Below are 19,895 nucleotides of genomic sequence, written 5' to 3'. Positions count from 1 at the left end.
TCATCGCAGTTTGTAACTAAAAGAGTAACCCAATAATGTGGTTTGAAACAGGGAATAACCTCCTGCCAGATCAATAAATCGGGATAATTTAGCGATTTGACAGAAGGATAACAGAGATGCTTGCGGAAAGATTACGCTACGTTACGCGTATGGCCAGCAAGAACTGCCAGCGCGTCGCTATTCTCAATAGTGATGTATTTGCCTTTCACCGCCAGCATACCGCTTTTCTGGAAACGACCCAGCAGGCGGCTGATGGTTTCAACCGTCAGACCGAGGTAGTTACCGATGTCGCCACGGGTCATGGTCAGGCGGAATTCACGAGGCGAGAATCCACGCTGGGCAAAGCGACGAGACAAATTGTAGATAAAGGCCGCCAGGCGCTCTTCAGCATTTTTCTTCGACAACAACAGGATCATATCCTGGTCGCCTTTGATTTCGCCACTCATCAGACGCATCATCTGCTGACGCAGATTTGGCATTTTGCCGGACAGGTCATCAAGGGTTTCGAAAGGAATTTCGCATACCATTGAGGTTTCCAGCGCCTGAGCAAAGCTCGGGTGATGTCCGCTGCCAATCGCGTCAAAACCGACCAGATCGCCCGCCAGATGGAAGCCAGTAATCTGCTCATCGCCTTGTTCGGTAATGGTATAGCTTTTAATCGTTCCGGAGCGGATAGCATAGAGTGATTTAAGCTCATCACCTGCTTTAAAGAGCGTCTGCCCCTTTTGGATAGGCTTTTTGCGCTCGATGATGTTATCGAGCTGGTCAAGCTCATGCTCGTTAAGTGTGAACGGGATGCAAAGCTGGCTGATGCTGCAATCCTGGCAATGGATAGCACAACCGCCAGACTGAATGCGCCGTATAATTCGCTTTTCCGGGATCATAGGTCTGCTCAAGCCGTAATTGATATTTGTCAATTTTAACATCTTTTTGGTGAGCACGTAAGCCTGAGCTACTCCCAAGAGAGAATAATTCAAGCATAACTGGAGTGAATATTTGTATCTGCTTGATTAACCACAATTAATTTGGGATCGCATTATGCGGAAGTGTGATGGATAAGGCATTAATTGCCTGGAATCTAGAGTAGCAAATAACCTTCGTGACGCAATAACCACTCTTTTCGTTGTACGCCACCGGCATATCCGGTCATGGTGCCGTTACGTCCAATGACGCGATGACAGGGGACCACAATGCTTATTGGATTGGAGCCATTAGCTGCGCCGACGGCTCTTGCAGCACCGGGGCGTCCCAACTGTTCGGCCAGTTGACCATAATGCATGACCTGCCCGCAGGGGATAGTGCGTAACGCTTGCCAGACTTCACGCTGGAAAGGCGTCCCAGCGGTTGCCGTTTCCAGCGTGTCAATGATGCTGAGGTTTCCGGCAAAATACTCAGCGAGTTTGTCGCTTAATCCACCTGGGTTTTTGGCGGTAATGCGCTGATAACCTTCTGTGCGGTAATGAATATCCAGCAATTGTTCCATGCGATCGCTGTGCTGATCCCATTCCACTGCGCGCAGGCGAAATTGCTCATCACAAATAACCCACAGCGGGCCCAGCGGCGTGTCGATGGTGTCTTCCAGTAAGTTAAGCATCCGTTTCTCTCATTACAGCATTCAGGCGAGGCTACACATTATCACGCCAGTGACCGTCGCAGCTATACCTCTAAAAATGGATATCAACTTGTCGTGAGTAGATCGGTTCAGCGCGACGGATCCGGTTAATTATTGGAAATAACCGTAAACCGTTACCGGTATAGTTGTCGGTATAATAGTGCGCGGTTATGATAATGCCCGTCGCAATACGCTGGAGGATGAAACATGAACCTTGATGATGCATCGTTGTTTCTTGACGCTATGGGGGATGTTCAACCGCTGAAAAGCCATACCGATGTATACTGGCAGCCCATGCGCAATCTTCGTCCTCCGGCGCGTATCGATACGCTTCAACTGGATAATTTTCTCTCGACAGGATTTCTCGATATTGTCCCGTTAAGTGTGCCGCTCGAGTTTCGTCGCGAAGGTTTACAGAACGGTGTGACTGACAAGCTGCGAAACGGAAAATATCCGCAGCAGGCGAGTCTTAATCTTATTCGCCAACCTGTTGAAACATGTCGTCAGATGCTCTTTAGCTTTATTCTGCAGGCGCAGCAAGAAGGGTTGCGTAATGTGCTGGTGATACACGGCAAGGGACGTGACGATAATTCTCATGCCAATATCATTCGCAGCTACGTAGCGCGCTGGTTGACGGAATTTGAGGACGTGCAAGCATATTGCGCCGCACTGCCGCATCACGGCGGCAGCGGGGCATGCTATGTGGCATTGCGTAAAACCGCGCAGGCAAAACAGGATAACTGGGAGCGTCACGCTAAACGTAGTCGCTGAACGACGTAAACATCAGGCGGCCAGCACTCTGTTCCTGCCTTCGTTCTTGGCTTTGTACAACGCGTCGTCAACACGTTTGAATAACTCATCGATACTTTCATTTGTTTCGTGCCGTGCTACACCAATGCTGACGGTAAAGCGGGGAAGGCCAGGGAGAGTCACCTTTGCCACTGTTGCACGGATCACTTCTGCTAGGTTGAGAGCGACATCCAGCGACGTTCGCGGCAGGAGCAGCACAAACTCTTCACCACCCCAGCGAAAAATAAGATCGTCTTTTCGCGCACAGGATTCCAGGGTGCGTGCCAGAGCACAAAGCACTTCGTCGCCTTTTAAATGGCCAAACAGATCGTTAATGCTTTTAAAGCGATCCGTATCGATCAACAACAGGCTGTAGTCCTGCGTCAATGATATCGCTTGCGTCTGCTCCGGCTCGGTTACCTGATAAAAATGTCGGCGGTTAAGTAATCCCGTTAAAACATCTCGCAGGGCCGCACGCTCCAGCTCCTGTTCCAGCCGCTTTTGTTCGGTAATGTCATGAATAATGCACAACATCAGTTTATTACCGTAAATTTCGATCGGTCCGGCGTAGGTTTGCACATGACGGGAAGTCCCATCAGCCAGTTTATGGACAAAATGCAAAGGTTTATGGCCGCCGGGCAGATGGGCGATTTCATGCATCACTGGAAGTATATGGCGGCCCAGCATATTGATTTCCCATGTATGTTTCTGACACATCACATCATGAGTGTATCCATAAAAATTGAGCGCACTGAGGTTTGCATCCACGATCAACCCATCGCGTGACGGATCAATAAGTAACATTGGCGCGGAATTAGTCTGGAAGAAGCGTGCATAAAATCCCTGCTTTTTCCGCTGATAGGTTGCTGAACGGCTCGCTTTCAGACCTTGTGCAGTAGGCGTCTCAATGCCTTCGAAAAGGATGACTTCACCCATGCCAGGCAGGGGTTTAATGGAAAGGCGACTTGCCATCGCAATCTCTTCACCGTCGCGGTAAACCGTGAGAATTTCCACTACATGGTGATGATTTCGCAAGTCGCTGAGATACATGGTTAAGTCATTTTGAGCATGCGTTGAAAATGTTCCCTTGCGGAGCGGGGAAAAACAGAGACCCTGCATTAGCTCCCGTGCAACGTTATTAGCGAACACCAGCTCTTCGGTATGTGGCAAAACAATCCACACCGGAAAGGTTAATAAATCCAGTGAATGCAGCTCGGTTGTGCTCATCGATAATCCCGTTATCTTTATCTGCTGTGTTGCCTGTTAAATGGCGAATATTTTTAGATATTACGTCTCACAATGTTATTGATTGTCGGTGAGACAAGGGGGGTACAACTGGCTTTTGCTTGATGCTGTTTTCTTGTTGTATCAATTCATGAATCTTATGTGCTGGCAGCGGTTTTGCAAACAAGAAACCTTGCAGCATGCTACACCCCATCTGAGTAAGGAGTATTTCCTGTTCCTGGGTTTCTATTCCTTCTGCCACCACACGCATATTCATGGAGTGAGCTATGTCAATAATGGTAGACACAATTTTTGTGTTTTTGCTGTTCTCGCTGATATCTTTGACAAATATCCTGTCAATTTTTAATTCGCGCGCCGGAAGAGACTTCAGCATCAATATATTTGAATAACCTGTACCGAAATCATCAATAGATACGGTGATCCCCAAAGCAGAAAAAGCATTCAGGACTTCCACACTGCGTTTCAAATTTTTAAGGGCGGTGCTTTCAGTGAGTTCCAGCGTGAGGCAGGCAGGTGACAGTTGATACTGCGCCAGGGCATTACAAACAACATCAATAATATCATGCTGTTCAAACTGGGCGGGTGAGAGGTTAACGGCGAGCGTCCATTCTGTATTTCCCTGTAATTTCCATTGATGCAACTGCAGGCATGCCTGCTGGATAACCCATTTCCCAACGGGAATAATCAGGCCCGTATCTTCCAACGCAGAAAGAAATTCGGCTGGCAGCAGCATGCCGCGTTCCGGATGATGCCAGCGTAATAATGCTTCAAAACCGGTCAGGGAATGATCTCCAGCGGTATATTTAGGCTGATACCATAGCTCAAACTGGTTGCGTTCAAGCGCTTGCGACAATTCTTGTAAAAATGTCGGCGGTGTATCCGCGATAGCTTCCATTTCCGGATGATAAATAGCCCAGCCGTTTCTGCCCGCCTGTTTGACATGATACATCGCCATATCGGCCTTCACTTTTAGCTCATGCAGCGTTGAGCCATGCTCAGGGTAAATACTGCTCCCCGCACTTAACGAAACCCGAATGGTATGTTCGAACAAGGTAAAGGGTTCACCGATCACATCGGCAATCCGCGTCAGCAGGGCGGAGATATCCTGCTGGTTGCAGTCTGGAACCAGCAGGATAAATTCATCGCCCCCTAGTCTTGCCAGCGTCATTGAGTCATCAAGGCAAGTGAAGATTCGCTGTGTACTGGCTATCAGTAGCTGATCGCCAATGTGATGTCCCCAGGTATCGTTAACGACTTTAAAACGATCGAGGTCGATAAATACCAACGCGAAATGCTGCTGATGCAGTTTAGAATGCCGCAGGCAGGCCAGTAAGCAGGTGTCTATTTGTGTACGATTAGCGAGACCGGTCAGCGCGTCGAAGTGAACCTGATGTTCAAGCTGGCAGTTCAACTGATGCAGATTGTCAGCCAGTCGGGAGGTACGGAGTTGCGAATCCACCATCGAAACCACCAGCATGATCCCCAAAATAACAAGCGTGACGGCGCAGACCCAGATAGAAAGTTCCAGCGTGCTGAGACCATCGTGCGCAGTGTGTCCAAAATGGGTGAACGTAGCTGCTCCCATACCGGTGTAATGCATAGAGGCTATTGCCAGCGCCATAATAAAGGCAGCAATAAGCCGATTTATTAGCGCTCGACGGCTATTTTGGCGTAAGTGAAAGGCCAGCCACAAACCCACGCCAGACGCAGCGACGGCAATAATCACGGAGAGCAGGATCAGCGAGCGATCCCAGGTAATAGCCACATGTTCGATAACGGCATACATACCAACGTAGTGCATTGTAACAACACCGGCACTTAATATGCTGGTAGCAATGAGCAGGCGTTTTGTTGATAGCGTATTACCAGAAATGGCGATATTGATGGCGACTGTCGCAGAAATGAGCGCAATAAAGAACGAAAACGCGGTGAGGGATAAATGGTAATTTATTGGCATACTCATTTTCATGGCCAGCATACCGATAAAATGCATCGACCAGATCCCCATACCCAGCGTAGCGCCGCCAGAGAGTCGCCAGAAGGTAGATTCACGTCTGCTGGAAATTGCCACTTTGCCCGCACTGTCGAGGGCAATAAAGGAGGCAATAAACGCGACAATAAAGGAAATCCCAATCAATACAGGGTCCCACGACACGTGCAACATCTTACTACCTATCAAAAAAAAGACGTGATGATAAATTTAGCAGGTTTTGTCCAGTTAACCTGATAAAACCTGGGATGTTCTTGTGTTTTTACAATGACTATTAGAGGGAAGGGGCAAACATCGAAAATGATAGACCTTTACTTATACAAATATTCATAAGATTTATAATTCTGTGCATTTTATGCACACGACGTGCTTGTCATCACAATAATCTAACGACAAGCGCCAGTCTCATCCTTTGCAGGATAAAACACCTGGTTAATGTAAACTAATAGTGTAATTACCTGTCTTAAGTGAAAGGATTGCAGACTCTCATTGAAAGTTCGTCTTTCGTCTCCGCGTTATGGAAATCTGCATTGCAGATGCTATAAAAAATAATATCCACGTTATTTCTTAGCGCACAGGACTAAAATGTTAAATGATATTAGCGTCAGAACCTTTATTATTTTATTTCTGCTCATTACGGCGGTCGCTCTGAATGTTTTTGAAATGATATTTTCTGCTCCCCCGGTAATTATCATTGGAACTAATTTGGTCAGTTTTACTTCTATATTATGTTTGTGGTGGTACATGACGAAATATTTGGTCGTGCCAATTAATACGGTTAAAAGAAGCATTGAGGAGGTAACCTCCGGGAATCTGGCGATTAGTATTCCAGAGTTTGGCAATAACTGTGCGGGAAGATTAATACCGGGCATTAATAGTTTATCAAGTAATATTTCAACACTCGTTAATGAGATCAGAACATCTTCACAAACGGCGATGGCGCTCTCTGAACAGCTCGCGGAACGCAGCGCTGAGTTATCAGTAAAAACAGAGCAGCAATCCGGAGCATTAATGCAAACGGCTGCCAACATGGATGAAATAGCGGTCAGCACGCGTAACAATGCAGAGAATACGCAAATGGCGAGTGCTAAGGCCAATATTGCAACACTATCTGCCCGGCAGGGCGGTGATTTAATGGTGCAGGTCGCAACCAATATGCAGTCGATCACCGAGTGCGCCCAGCAGATGACAGAAATTATTACCCTGATAGATGGTATTGCATTCCAGACAAATATTCTGGCATTGAATGCCGCCGTAGAAGCGGCGAGAGCGGGAGAACATGGCAAAGGTTTTTCCGTGGTGGCCGGAGAGGTACGAATGCTCGCGCACCGTAGCGCAGATGCCGCTAAGAATATTAAACATCTGATTGCCCAAACTCATGAAAACGTTCAGCAAGGTGCGGCTATTGTGCGTGAAGCTGAAAAAAATATGCAGGATATTGTTGGTGGTGCCGGGCAATTAAACCAACTGATGGGCGAGATATTAACCACTACGCAGGAGCAGGAGAAAGGGATCATCAGTATTACTCATGCGCTCGCGGAACTGGAAAACGTTACCCAGAGTAACGCCATTATGGTGGATGAACTGTCTGACTCTTCGGATATTCTGAAAAATCAAGTGACTGACCTCCAGTCGCGAACGCACAAGTTTCGTTTAAGTCACGCTTTTGAATCTGAGAGACGCCAGCGGGCTTAACAGGGTGCCTCGCAACAAGCGCCACATTTGTCGGCGCTTTTTTTGTTATCAGATACTTTTATGAGTCATTTCAGCACAATGGGACAATGAGATATTGCTTAACATATTCTGACGGCTAGACTAACGAAAAAAGCTGAATGTTTGTGGAGGCGCTGTGGAAGCCATTAAGGGAACGGATGTTAATGTGCCGGATGCCGTGTTTGCCTGGCTGTTGGATGGGCGTGGTGGGGTGAAACCACTGGAAGATAACGATGTTATCGACACTCAGCATCCCTGCTGGCTGCATCTTAATTATACTCATCCTGAAAGTGCGCAATGGCTGGCGACAACGCCCTTACTTCCCAATAACGTGCGTGATGCGCTGGCGGGTGAAAGCACGCGCCCGCGTGTCAGCAGGGTAGGAGAAGGTACGTTAATCACGCTGCGCTGTATCAACGGCAGCACCGACGAGCGGCCTGACCAACTGGTAGCGATGCGTTTATATATGGATGAACGTCTGATTGTCTCAACGCGTCAGCGCAAAGTGCTGGCACTGGATGATGTGGTCAGCGACCTCCAGGAAGGTACAGGGCCGGCTGATTGTGGCGGTTGGCTGGTGGATGTTTGTGATGCGCTGACCGATCATGCCAGCGAATTTATCGAACAGTTGCACGACAAAATTATCGATCTGGAAGATAACCTGCTCGATCAGCAGATCCCGCCGCGTGGCTTCCTGGCATTACTGCGTAAGCAGTTAATTGTGATGCGCCGTTATATGGCGCCACAGCGTGATGTCTATGCCCGCCTGGCGAGCGAAAGGTTGTCCTGGATGACTGACGACCATCGGCGACGGATGCAGGATATCGCTGACAGGCTGGGGAGAGGGCTGGATGAAATCGATGCCTGTATTGCCAGAACCGGTATCATGGCGGATGAAATTGCGCAGGTGATGCAGGAGTCTCTGGCTCGCCGAACGTATACAATGTCATTGATGGCAATGGTTTTTCTTCCCAGCACATTCTTAACCGGGCTTTTCGGCGTTAACCTCGGCGGTATCCCCGGCGGTGGTTGGCAGTTCGGTTTCTCACTTTTTTGTATTCTGTTAGTGGTCCTGATTGGTGGTGTTACTTTATGGTTGCATCGTAGTAAATGGTTGTAACAACAACGTTTTTTAGTGACTTTTGCGCATGAAAACGTCCTGAATTTTGAGCGAGGTCAATAAACCATCTACCTATTCGGGGCAATATCTCTCTCGCAGGTGAATGCAACGTCAAGCGATGGGCGTTGCGCTCCATATTGTCTTACTTCCTTTTTTGAATTACTGCATAGCACAATTGATTCGTACGACGCCGACTTAGATTAGTCGGCTTTTTTTTGCCTGCAGGAAATCAGCGTCTACCCTAAAAGAGTCAACCTGAATGACTGGAGGAGTATATGACCTGTCTGATTGCAACTGCGCACACGGATTCGCTCCCGACTGACCCGGTTCCCATTCCCGATCCCATTCCTCGTCCGCAGCCAATGCCGGATCCGCCGCCGGATGAAGAACCTATTAAATTGTCGCATCGTGGGCGTAGATCTGCGAGGATACGCGCCTGCTGAATGTGAGTTTTTACCGCGAGATTAAATTGTGACCGCTTTTTCAACCCTGAATGTTTTACCTGCTGCTCAACTCGAGAACCTTAACGAGCTGGGTTATCTTGAAATGACGCCTGTTCAGGCTGCCGCATTACCGGCAATCCTGGCGGGGAAAGATGTTCGCGTGCAGGCTAAAACCGGCAGTGGCAAAACGGCTGCTTTTGGTCTTGGGCTATTACAGCATATTGATGCCGCGCTGTTTCAGACGCAGTCTCTGGTACTGTGCCCAACCCGAGAGCTTGCCGACCAGGTGGCGGGTGAACTGCGTCGTTTAGCGCGCTTTCTGCCAAACACCAAGATCTTAACGCTATGCGGTGGGCAGCCCTTTGGTGCACAGCGTGACTCTCTGCAGCATGCACCTCATATTATTGTCGCCACACCGGGGCGTTTACTCGACCACCTGCAAAAAGGCACCGTTTCTCTGGAAGCCCTGAATACGCTGGTTATGGATGAAGCCGACCGGATGCTGGATATGGGCTTTAGCGATGCGATTGATGATGTCATTCGCTTTGCACCAGCTTCTCGCCAGACCTTGCTGTTTTCTGCGACCTGGCCGGAAGCCATTGCCGCCATCAGTGGCCGGGTGCAACAAAATCCATTAACCATTGAAATTGATACGGTCGATGCGTTACCGGCGATTGAACAGCAGTTTTTCGAAACCTCCAGCCACGGAAAAATTCCGCTGCTGCAAAAATTGCTCAGCCAGCACCAGCCTGCTTCATGCGTCGTTTTTTGCAACACCAAAAAAGACTGTCAGGCCGTGTGTGACGCATTGAATGAGGCGGGGCAAAGCGCACTTTCACTGCATGGCGATCTGGAACAGCGCGATCGCGACCAGACGCTGGTGCGTTTTGCCAACGGCAGCGCACGCGTTCTGGTTGCCACCGATGTGGCCGCACGTGGCCTGGATATTAAATCACTCGAACTGGTGGTTAACTTCGAACTGGCGTGGGATCCGGAGGTTCATGTCCATCGTATCGGACGTACCGCGCGAGCCGGTAACAGCGGTCTGGCGATTAGTTTCTGTGCGCCGGAAGAAGCACAGCGTGCCAATATTCTTTCTGAAATGCTGCAATTGAAGCTGAACTGGCTGCCAGCGCCAGCTAACGTGTCAATCCTGCCGCTGGAAGCAGAGATGGCGACGTTATGCATTGATGGTGGCAAAAAGGCTAAAATGCGTCCTGGTGATGTTCTGGGGGCTCTGACCGGTGATATTGGCCTGGATGGCGCCGATATCGGCAAAATTGCCGTTCATCCAGCACACGTCTATGTCGCCGTTCGCCAGAACATAGCGCACAAGGCGTGGAAACAATTGCAAAACGGTAAGATTAAAGGCAAGACTTGCCGAGTTCGTTTATTGAAATAAATACCCATTGGAGTGCCTGATGGCGCTCCGCTTATCAGGCCTACAACGGGTATATGCTCGTTGTAGGCCTGATAGGGCGTTTACATAATCGACTTACTTCACTTCCACCACGTTCAGGCGTAACTCATCCAGTTGAGCATCATCTTCTTCTGGCTGCCAGCCCGCAGGCTGTAGCGGGATCTCTTCACGATCGAACGCTAAATCACCGCCGTCCACAACCTCTGAACCGTGCTTAATGCCTTTAAAATCGAACAGATTGATATCGCTCAGATGTGAAGGCACAACGTTCTGCATCGCACTGAACATGGTTTCAATCCGACCTGGATAGCGTTTGTCCCAGTCACGCAGCATGTCAGCAATGACCTGACGCTGCAGGTTAGGCTGTGAGCCGCACAGATTGCACGGAATAATCGGGAAACCTTTCGCTTCGGAGAAGCGCTCGATATCTTTCTCACGGCAGTAAGCTAGCGGGCGGATCACGATGTGCTTACCGTCATCACTCATCAGCTTCGGTGGCATACCTTTCATTTTTCCGCCGTAGAACATGTTTAAAAACAGCGTTTGCAGGATGTCGTCGCGATGGTGGCCGAGCGCAATCTTGGTGGCACCTAACTCGGTTGCCGTACGGTACAGAATACCGCGACGCAGGCGAGAGCAGAGCGAGCAGGTCGTTTTGCCTTCAGGGATTTTGTCTTTGACGATCCCGTAAGTGTTTTCTTCGACAATCTTGTACTCAACGCCCAGCTGTTCCAGATACTCCGGCAGAATGTGTTCTGGGAAGCCGGGTTGTTTTTGATCGAGGTTAACCGCAACCAAGGAAAAACTGATCGGGGCGCTTTGCTGCAAATTACGCAGGATCTCCAGCATGGTATAGCTGTCTTTCCCGCCGGAAAGACACACCATAATGCGATCGCCGTCTTCGATCATATTGAAGTCGGCAATGGCTTCGCCCACGTTACGACGCAGACGTTTTTGCAATTTGTTCAGGTTGTATTGTTCTTTCTTGCTAATATCTTGATTTTGCGACATTTAATAGAGGCTCAATTCATAGTGTGGCATCAGAAGAGTATGCATCACGCCGGATAGTCCGGCAAAAGAAGTCTGATATAAAAACTGTGGCGTGTATGGTACGGATAAGCGGGAAAAATGTCAGCACATTTAGGACAGGAATCGTGGGGTATAAGTGGTAGAAACAAAAAGCCCGCAGCGATGTGCGGGCCTGAAAGCTTAGCGGACTACCAGTACCGAACACTCCGCATGACGCACTACTGCTGCGGCGTTAGAGCCCAGCAGGTAGGTGGTGATGTCAGGTCGGTGTGAGGCAATAATGACCATATCAGCCGGTAATTTTTTGGCGATCTCCAGAATCTTATCTTTCGGCGCACCTTCTGCGACATGAATGTGCACTCTGTCCGTTGGGATATTGAACTTCTTGATAATCTCTTCCAGTTGAGATTTTGCTTCGGCTTTCAGATCGTCCATGGCCGGTAACTCTGCCGAGTAGGCCAGTCCCAGAGAAGCGTAATAGGGCAGTGACGGAATTACGGTCAGAAAATGGACCTGCGCATCGTCAATTTTGGCCTCTGCTTCAACATGGGCAATAACGCGTTGAGTTAATTCTGAGTCTGAAATATCGATGGGTACAAGAATCGTTCTGTTCATAAAACCTCCTGTTTAAGTATCCACCTAAAGCTTACCGCGTAATGGCACTTTATGTACAATGACAAAGATCACATTTTGGCATCACTTTATTTTGATTTCAGGAAACTTGCCTTTTATTACGCCGTCGTAAAATCGACCTTTCGAGACCACGCTCAGGAAATCACGAAAAATACGGGCAGGGACAGGCTGATATTGCAGGGTAGCCAATTGGTGAAAGCGAATTTCCAGCGTGTGAGAGGATTCGTCATAGCCGACGGATGCAATACGGGATGATTTTACAGGATGATGATTCATTGCAGGTATCCTCTACTACAGGTCTTAATGCAAGATATCATCTATCAAAGGCGTGTTTTAATACAATAGATATAATATTTCGATCTGGATAAAACAGATTGGTTATCAAAGAAAGGATAGCCCGCTGTTGCCAGCGGGCTGACGGATTAGAACTGGTAAACCAGACCTAATGCAACTACGTCATCAGTAGAGATGTTGTTACGAGTGTAGAAGCTGTCGTCTTCGTCCAGCAGGTTGATTTTGTAATCAACATAGGTGGACATGTTTTTGTTGAAGTAGTAGGTAGCGCCGATATCAGCATATTTAACCAGGTCTTTGTCACCGTCGGTAGCGTTCAGGTCTTTACCTTTAGACATCAGGAAAGACACAGCCGGACGCAGACCGAAGTCGAACTGGTACTGTGCAGTGACTTCGAAGTTCTGAGTTTTGTTCGCCACGCCGCTGTCGCCGTACGGAGTCATGTTACGGGTTTCGGAGTACATGGTTGCCAGGTAGATGTTGTTGGCATCGTATTTCAGGCCGGTAGTCCATGCGTCAGCTGTATCACCGCCGGCAACGTTGCCGCCAGCTTTACCAGCGTTAACCTGATCGTTAGTACGGTCAGAAGTCGAGTAAGCCGCACCGAAGCTTACGCCCATACCCAGATCGTAGGTAGAGGAGATACCGAAACCGTCGCCGTTAGAGTTCTGCACGTTACGATCGCTGCCGTTACCGGTACCTTCCTGCTCATCACCCGCTTGCTCGTTCGCGCCCTGATACTGCAGTGCAAAGTTCAGACCGTTCACCAGACCGAAGAAGTCAGTGTTACGGTAGGTTGCTACGCCGTTAGCACGGCCGGTCATAAAGTTATCAGCATAGGTGTAGGAGTCACCGCCGAACTCAGGCAGCATATCGGTCCAGCCTTCTACGTCGTACAGTACGCCGTAGTTACGGCCGTAGTCGAATGAGCCGTAGTCGCCGAATTTCAGACCGGCAAAGGCCAGACGAGTGAAATTATTGTTGCGGTTGCCTTCAGTGGTGTTGGCATTGACCTGATATTCCCACTGACCGTAACCGGTGAGCATATCGTTGATCTGAGTTTCGCCTTTGAAGCCGCCACGAACATAAGTCTGATCGCCATCTTTGTTGGCATCATCAGAGAAATAACGCAGGCCGTCTACTTTACCGTAGAGATCTAATTTGTTGCCATCTTTATTATAAACTTCAGCCGCGTGAGCAGCACCTGCAGCCAGCAGGGCAGGAATTACGAGAGCCAGTACTTTTCTGTTCATTGAAATAATCCTTTAGTTTTTTTATTAACCTGTGACTACCCATGTAGGGAGTAAAAGCATGCTAAAGGAGAAGTTCCGTAAAGAGATAAATATGAATTGTTACGCCTTAAGTAAAACCTTAAATAAATAATTCTACGGAAATGATGATAATTGCGATGAATGTGTTGCGTGAAAATATATAAAATAAAAATTATACAATTGAATTTTGTTGGGCTATTCTGCGCGTGTTATATGCCTTTATTGTCACGTTTTATTTTTCGTTGGTATATTGATGGTAATTATTAATTAGCCAGCGAATAAATTGACAAGCCCGAACAACTGTTCGGGCTTTTTTTTTGGTTCCAGGCAAATACTGAGATAAATGTATTACTCGGCACCGCTCTTTTCTGCTTTACCTGCCAGTTGGGCCAGGAAGTCGTAGCGTTTTTGCAGATCGGCGGCGGCGTCTTTCCACAGCTGCTCAGCAACTTCTGGCTGTTGGGCATTCAGGCGGCGGAAGCGCTGCTCGTTAAGCAATGTTTCGGCCAGCGCGTCTGACGGTGGGCGAGAGTCCAGCGCCAGCGGCAATTTACCTTCATCTGCACGACGCGGATCAAAGCGGTACAGCGGCCAGAATCCGGTCGCCGTCAGCTGGCGCATCTGATCGTGGCTTAGCGCGAGATCGTAACCGTGCTCCTCACATGGGCTATAGGCGATAATCAGCGACGGACCCGGATAGGCTTCTGCTTCCTGAATCGCTTTCACCGTCTGGTTCAACTGTGCGCCCAGAGAGATCTGTGCAACATACACGTGCCCGTACATCATCATACTGACGCCAAGATCTTTACGCGCCTTGCGCTTGCCGTGTTCGCCAAATTTGGTGACAGCCCCGAGCGGTGTGGCTTTCGACGCTTGTCCACCCGTGTTGGAGTAACATTGAGTATCCAGCACCAGAATATTGACGTTCTCGGTCAGACTCAGGACGTGATCCAGACCGCCAAAACCAATATCGTAAGCCCAGCCGTCGCCGCCAATCAGCCAGATGGATTTCTCGACCAACGCATCGGCATCGGTTAACAGCTGCTGTGCGCCTTCGACATCTTTCAGGTGCTGGCGCAGCGCGGCAACTTGTTCACGGCGTACTTCTGGCGTCGCTTCAGCGTGCAGGGCGTCATTCAGTTCAGCCGGAATGTTATCGGCAAACTGTTCCAATAAACGCATAACGCGCACACGGTGCTGATCTACCGTCAGACGGAAGCCCAGACCGAACTCGGCGTTATCCTCAAACAGTGAGTTTGCCCACGCGGGCCCACGACCGTTAGCGTCGGTGGTATACGGCGTTGAGGGCAGGTTACCGCCATAAATCGATGAACAGCCGGTCGCATTGGCGATCAGCATGCGGTCGCCGTACAGTTGCGTAAGCAGCTTGATATACGGCGTTTCACCACAGCCCGAGCAGGCGCCGGAATATTCAAACAGCGGCGTTATCAACTGTGAGGTACGAATATCAATGCGTTCCAGTTTAGTGCGGTCTATTTCCGGCAGATTGAGGAAGAAGTCGTAGTTAACTTTTTCTTCTTCAACATGCTCAAGGCGCGACATCATATTGATGGCCTTGATCTCCGGATTCTGCCTGTCTTTCGCCGGGCACACTTCGACGCACAGATTACAACCGGTGCAATCCTCAGGCGCAACCTGCAGGACATATTTCTGACCGCGCATATCGCGTGATTTCACATCCAGAGAATGCAGGCTGGCAGGGGCGTTTTCCATCGCTTCTGGTGAAACCACTTTGGCGCGGATTGCCGAGTGCGGGCAAGCGGCAACGCAGTGGTTACACTGGGTACACAGCTCTTCCTTCCAGATGGGGATCTCTTCGGCGATATTGCGTTTTTCCCAACGCGTGGTGCCCATTGGCCAGGTGCCGTCTGGCGGCAGCGCGGATACGGGAAGAGCATCACCCAGACCGGCGAGCATTGCCGCGGTAACGGTTTTCACGAAATCCGGCGCGGCATCAGAAACCACCGGTGGGCGGTTAGCGCTGTGCGGGTCAACTGGCTGGAGTGCCACTTCGGCGACGGATTCACGCGCCAGAGCCAGCGCCTGCCAGTTACGTTCAACCAGATCCTGACCTTTACTGCTATAGCTTTTCGCAATCGCACCCTGCAATTCAACCAACGCGCTGTCGCCGGGTAAGATTTGCGTCAAATGGAAGAATGCTATTTGCATAACGGTGTTAATACGCGCTGCCAGACCGCATTCGCGAGCGATTTTGGCCGCATTAATCACGTAGAAACGGGCCTTCTTCTGATTCAGTACTGCCTGAACTTCCTGCGGCAAACGCGCCCAGACTTCATCCACGTTGTAAGGAGTATTAAGCAGGAAGATCCCGCCTGGTTTCAGGCGCTCGGCCATCTGATACTTATCGATAAATTGCAGTTGGTGACAGCCAACAAAATCGGCTTGTGAAACCAGATACGCTGATCGAATAGGCTGCTCGCTGACGCGCAGGTGAGAAACCGTCAGACCGCCTGCTTTTTTCGAGTCATACACGAAATAACCCTGCGCATACCACGGCGTCGAGTTACCGATAATCTTGATATTATTTTTGGTGGCCGACACGCTGCCGTCACTGCCCAGACCGTAGAACAGCGCTTCGAGCTTCGCGGTACCGGGCAGGGTGCTTTCCGGTAGCGGTAGTGACAGGTTGGTGACATCATCATAGATACCAACCGTAAAGCGAGGTTTCGGCTTCGCGCTACTCAGCTCAGTAAAGACCGCCATGACGCAGTCCGGGCCAAACTCTTTGGAAGAAAGGCCATAACGCCCGCCAATTACGCGCGGTAGGGTTTCCCGCTCGCCGCAGTTAAAGGCTTCCGCCAGCGCGGTCATTACATCCAGATACAGCGGTTCTGCCTGGGCACCCGGCTCTTTGGTGCGATCCAGAACGGCGATGCTGCGTACGGTTTCCGGCAGGGCGCGCAGTAAATGTTTGGCAGAGAATGGGCGGAACAGCCGAACTTTCAGGACGCCAACTTTCTCTCCACGAGCAAGTAACTCTTCGACGACTTCTTCGCAGGTACCAATTGCAGAACCCATCAAGATAATGACACGTTCCGCCTGTGGATGACCGTAATACTCAAAGGGTTGATACTGGCGGCCCGTCGCCGCGGCGAAGTCGTTCATCGCCTGTTCGACGTTTTCGTAAACCGCGTTGTACCAGGGGTTTGTCGCTTCACGCGACTGGAAGTAGGTATCCGGGTTCGCAGATGTCCCGCGAATAACGGGATGTTCAGGGTTCAGCGCGCGGGCACGATGCGCATCAATTTCAGCTTGCGGCATCAGGCTGAGGATCGTGTCATCGGCCAGCGGCACAATTTTATTGATTTCATGCGATGTGCGGAAACCATCAAAGAAATGAATAAACGGAACCCGACTTTTCAGAGTGGCCATTTGTGAAATGAGCGCAAAGTCCTGTGCTTCCTGCACGCTGCTGGCACACAGCATCGCGCACCCTGTCTGGCGCACTGCCATTACGTCGGAATGGTCACCGAAGATAGACAGCGCATGAGTAGCAATGGTACGCGCGGCAACGTGCAGCACAAATGGTGTCAACTGACCGGCCAGTTTGTACAGCGTTGGGATCATCAGCAACAGACCCTGCGATGAGGTAAACGACGTAGAGAGCGCACCGGTCTGCAATGCACCGTGAACGGTCGCGATTGCGCCGCCTTCTGACTGCATTTCTACGACGCGAGGGGTATCCCCCCAGACGTTTTTAAGCCCGTTTCCGGCCCAGGCATCTGCCTGTTCAGCCATTGTCGAACTGGGCGTAATCGGGTAGATGGCGATAACTTCGCTGGTACGAAATGCGACTGAAGCAACCGCACCATTACCGTCAATTGTGATCATACTGACACCCTTACATTGCGCAAAAAGAGGGACTCACGTAACTGCGGCGAATCCTGTAGTTATCTTTCTATTTTAGCAAAAGCGCTAAAGACAGATTTTCGCTTTTGTGTCCTGGGAATAATCAGAATGAATGGTTTGATCAAAGGAGTAGCCAAAAAATTGCCAGAAAATGTAAATAGCACGCATAAATGCGCATTTTGCCTCTCGACGGCAATGTTTCCGCTGCCTATTATTTATGGCTGTGTCGTTTGGTTAATTTTCAGAGGGGAGTAAGATGCGCGCAGCGTTTTGGGTAGGGTGTGCCGCGTTATTATTATCGGCGTGCAGCAGTGAACCTGTTCAGCAGGCAACCGCCGCTCATGTCGCACCGGGAATGAAGGCCGTAATGTCCAGTTCTGGAGAGGCAAATTGCGCCATGATTGGAGGTTCGCTCTCCGTGGCACGCCAACTGGATGGTTCTGCCATCGGCATGTGTGCATTACCTAACGGCAAACGCTGTAGTGAGCAGTCGCTTGCCGCCGGAAGCTGTGGGAATTATTGAGCCACTGCTTTTATTACATTAAATCTGCCAGTTTAAACGTCAACGTTTGTTCTGCCGTAGCCAGTGTTAACTGGTCAGCAGTCAGATCAACTTGTGCGCCTTGCTTAAACATCTCGCTGACGATGCCGTCGAGCGCGTTAAGCTGTGGATCGGCGCACATCATGCGCGTCATTGCCATGTCTTTCACTTTTAATTCACCGTCGGACAGCTTGCCCTGACCATGGAACTGATTACACATTTTTCCCGACACCGTCATATTTTCACCGAAACTTAATTCAGGTGGGTTATTGGCGACGGTTACCGGCTTGCCATTGACGCTCTGCAAAACGAAGCGGTGATGCTGCAACTGTTCGCGATTGACGGACACTTTTCCATTGCTCACACAGCCAGCCATCAGCATGCTGAGCGCAATCAACGTGACAACTTTCTTCATTCTATTTCTCTGGGTTTGTGACGGGAATACATTCAATATAATAATGATACTGAGTGTTTTATCATCGGTGATTGTCTGAAAATGCTCCCCTGAATCCAGGGGAGCACGGAAATCAGAAGAGGGCGTTTGGACAGGTTTCGCCTTTGGAGATTTGAGCCAGATTCTGTAGCGTAGTCTCAGAAATGCTGGTTAACGCTTCGGCGGTCAGGAACGCCTGATGCCCGGTAAACAGCACGTTATGACAGGCCGACAGGCGACGGAACACATCATCCTGAATCACGTCATTGGATTTATCTTCAAAGAACAGATCGCGTTCGTTTTCATACACGTCCATACCCAGAGAACCAATTTTCTGGTTTTTCAGCGCATCAATAGCGGCTTGCGAGTCGATCAATGCACCACGACTGGTGTTAATAACCATCACGCCGTTTTTCATTTGCTCAAAGGCTTCATGATTGAGCAGATGATAATTCTCCGGTGTTAACGGGCAGTGCAGAGAGATGACATCGGACTCGGCAAATAGCGTTTTAAGATCGACATATTCAACGCCTAACTCCAGCGCAGCAGCGCTTGGGTAGGGATCAAACGCCAGCAGGCGCATACCAAAACCTTTCAGGATCCGCAGGGCCGCAATACCGATTTTACCGGTACCGATCACCCCAGCCGTTTTGCCATACATGGTAAAGCCGGTCAGCCCTTCAAGAGAGAAGTTGGCATCACGGGTACGCTGATAAGCGCGGTGAATGCGGCGATTCAGCGTCATCATCATGCCAATCGCATGCTCAGCGACGGCTTCCGGTGAATAGGCTGGCACACGTACGACCTGCATACCCAGCTCTTTTGCAGCGTCGAGATCGACGTTGTTGAACCCGGCGCAACGTAGCGCGATATATTTCACGCCATGCTTTTTCAGCTCTTCCAGAACAGGGCGGCTACCATCGTCGTTGACGAAAATGCACACGGCTTCGCAGCCATGGGCGGTTTTGGCTGTTTTTTCCGTCAACAGAAAGTCAAAGAATTCAAGTTCAAAACCAAAAGCCTCGTTAACCTGCTGCAGATACTTCTTGTCGTACTGTTTTGTACTATAGATGGCGAGTTTCATAAGACTTTCTCCAGTGATTTTGACGTCACATTAATCCAATTCAAATTATTTTACAAAATATAAAAAGTTATTGATAGTCATGGACGTAATGAATAATTCCAACGTATATCTGGTTAGTGTGGGCAGATTACGCGTTTTCAACAACTGGATAATTTTCATTCAGCTCATACCGGTAAAGACAACGTGGTTAAAAAGCCAGCCGAATCACATCCTGACAGCTACGCTTATACAGGTAGCAAATATCGGGAGGAGTCATGTTAACTCACTCTGAAGCAAAACGATGGGCCACCTTAATGCTGAAGGCGGCATTATGCGATGGTATGAAACCTGATGAGATTTCCCGGCAGGTACATCTGGTCTGCGATCATCATGGTAGGGAGTGCCTCG

The 19,895-nt window shown here is 49.6% G+C and carries 17 protein-coding genes; 6 read left to right on the top strand and 11 right to left on the bottom strand.

All coding sequences use genetic code 11. The features are described 5' to 3' along the window. Window positions 1-131: 131 nt before the first annotated feature. Window positions 132-884, bottom strand: coding sequence for a fumarate/nitrate reduction transcriptional regulator Fnr (gene fnr, locus G4551_RS12380; RefSeq protein ID WP_003020397.1), 753 nt, complete (start codon window positions 882-884; stop codon window positions 132-134). A gap of 194 nt (window positions 885-1,078) precedes the next feature. Beyond that, the gene (gene ogt / locus G4551_RS12375; protein WP_003840811.1) at window positions 1,079-1,594 is read right to left on the bottom strand and encodes a methylated-DNA--[protein]-cysteine S-methyltransferase; all 516 of its coding nucleotides are present in this window, start codon (window positions 1,592-1,594) and stop codon (window positions 1,079-1,081) included. A 225-nt stretch (window positions 1,595-1,819) separates the two neighbouring features. Here ogt and smrA point away from each other — a divergent pair, with 225 nt between their 5' ends. Beyond that, window positions 1,820-2,383 (top strand): DNA endonuclease SmrA, encoded by a 564-nt coding sequence (smrA, locus tag G4551_RS12370; protein ID WP_003840813.1) that lies wholly within the window; start codon window positions 1,820-1,822, stop codon window positions 2,381-2,383. A gap of 12 nt (window positions 2,384-2,395) precedes the next feature. On the opposite strand, the gene G4551_RS12365 is transcribed toward smrA, so the two are convergent. Beyond that, window positions 2,396-3,628: a GGDEF domain-containing protein gene (locus G4551_RS12365; RefSeq protein ID WP_003840815.1), complete on the bottom strand. Its 1,233-nt coding sequence runs from the start codon at window positions 3,626-3,628 to the stop codon at window positions 2,396-2,398. Window positions 3,629-3,695: 67 nt separating this feature from the next. Further along, the gene (locus G4551_RS12360) at window positions 3,696-5,810 is read right to left on the bottom strand and encodes a putative bifunctional diguanylate cyclase/phosphodiesterase (RefSeq protein WP_003840816.1); all 2,115 of its coding nucleotides are present in this window, start codon (window positions 5,808-5,810) and stop codon (window positions 3,696-3,698) included. Window positions 5,811-6,221: 411 nt separating this feature from the next. On the opposite strand from G4551_RS12360, the gene G4551_RS12355 reads away from it, so the two are divergent. The 4 genes from G4551_RS12355 (at window position 6,222) to dbpA (ending at window position 10,314) form a co-directional block, all read left to right on the top strand. Then, window positions 6,222-7,331, top strand: a complete 1,110-nt coding sequence (locus G4551_RS12355; RefSeq protein ID WP_003840818.1) for a methyl-accepting chemotaxis protein — start codon at window positions 6,222-6,224, stop codon at window positions 7,329-7,331. A gap of 154 nt (window positions 7,332-7,485) precedes the next feature. Further along, the gene (gene zntB / locus G4551_RS12350) at window positions 7,486-8,469 is read left to right on the top strand and encodes a zinc transporter ZntB (protein ID WP_003020379.1); all 984 of its coding nucleotides are present in this window, start codon (window positions 7,486-7,488) and stop codon (window positions 8,467-8,469) included. A gap of 275 nt (window positions 8,470-8,744) precedes the next feature. Then, window positions 8,745-8,912 carry a proline-rich small protein YnaL gene (ynaL, locus tag G4551_RS23945; RefSeq protein WP_085951593.1) on the top strand — a complete coding sequence of 56 codons (168 nt, stop codon included), beginning with the start codon at window positions 8,745-8,747 and terminating at the stop codon, window positions 8,910-8,912. 28 nt (window positions 8,913-8,940) lie between these two features. Further along, a complete protein-coding gene (gene dbpA, locus G4551_RS12345; RefSeq protein ID WP_003840821.1) occupies window positions 8,941-10,314 on the top strand; it encodes an ATP-dependent RNA helicase DbpA in 1,374 nt (457 codons plus the stop codon). A gap of 93 nt (window positions 10,315-10,407) precedes the next feature. Here dbpA and ttcA read toward each other — a convergent pair whose 3' ends face one another. From ttcA to nifJ, 5 genes are all read right to left on the bottom strand, one after another. Continuing rightward, window positions 10,408-11,343, bottom strand: a complete 936-nt coding sequence (gene ttcA, locus G4551_RS12340; protein WP_003833209.1) for a tRNA 2-thiocytidine(32) synthetase TtcA — start codon at window positions 11,341-11,343, stop codon at window positions 10,408-10,410. Between the two features lie 198 nt (window positions 11,344-11,541). Further along, window positions 11,542-11,976 (bottom strand): universal stress protein UspF, encoded by a 435-nt coding sequence (uspF, locus tag G4551_RS12335; RefSeq protein WP_003020369.1) that lies wholly within the window; start codon window positions 11,974-11,976, stop codon window positions 11,542-11,544. Between the two features lie 81 nt (window positions 11,977-12,057). After that, window positions 12,058-12,270: a KTSC domain-containing protein gene (locus tag G4551_RS12330; RefSeq protein WP_003020366.1), complete on the bottom strand. Its 213-nt coding sequence runs from the start codon at window positions 12,268-12,270 to the stop codon at window positions 12,058-12,060. Window positions 12,271-12,416: 146 nt separating this feature from the next. Beyond that, window positions 12,417-13,541, bottom strand: coding sequence for a porin OmpC (ompC, locus tag G4551_RS12325; RefSeq protein WP_003020364.1), 1,125 nt, complete (start codon window positions 13,539-13,541; stop codon window positions 12,417-12,419). A gap of 366 nt (window positions 13,542-13,907) precedes the next feature. Continuing rightward, entirely contained in the window at window positions 13,908-17,432 is a 3,525-nt protein-coding gene (nifJ, locus tag G4551_RS12320; RefSeq protein ID WP_003840826.1) for a pyruvate:ferredoxin (flavodoxin) oxidoreductase, read from the bottom strand. A gap of 274 nt (window positions 17,433-17,706) precedes the next feature. On the opposite strand from nifJ, the gene G4551_RS12315 reads away from it, so the two are divergent. Next, a complete protein-coding gene (locus G4551_RS12315) occupies window positions 17,707-17,973 on the top strand; it encodes a putative hemolysin (RefSeq protein ID WP_003840828.1) in 267 nt (88 codons plus the stop codon). 13 nt (window positions 17,974-17,986) lie between these two features. On the opposite strand, the gene hslJ is transcribed toward G4551_RS12315, so the two are convergent. Then, on the bottom strand, window positions 17,987-18,406 hold the full coding sequence (gene hslJ, locus G4551_RS12310; RefSeq protein WP_003840829.1) for a heat shock protein HslJ: 420 nt from the start codon (window positions 18,404-18,406) through the stop codon (window positions 17,987-17,989). A gap of 112 nt (window positions 18,407-18,518) precedes the next feature. Continuing rightward, window positions 18,519-19,508, bottom strand: coding sequence for a 2-hydroxyacid dehydrogenase (locus tag G4551_RS12305; RefSeq protein ID WP_003020354.1), 990 nt, complete (start codon window positions 19,506-19,508; stop codon window positions 18,519-18,521). Window positions 19,509-19,895: the final 387 nt, after the last annotated feature.

Source organism: Citrobacter freundii ATCC 8090 = MTCC 1658 = NBRC 12681 (assembly GCF_011064845.1).
In the GTDB taxonomy this organism is placed as follows: Bacteria; Pseudomonadota; Gammaproteobacteria; order Enterobacterales; family Enterobacteriaceae; genus Citrobacter; species Citrobacter freundii.
The sequence above is the reverse complement of the archived record's forward strand: the minus strand, read 5'-3'. Positions and strand labels throughout refer to the sequence as shown.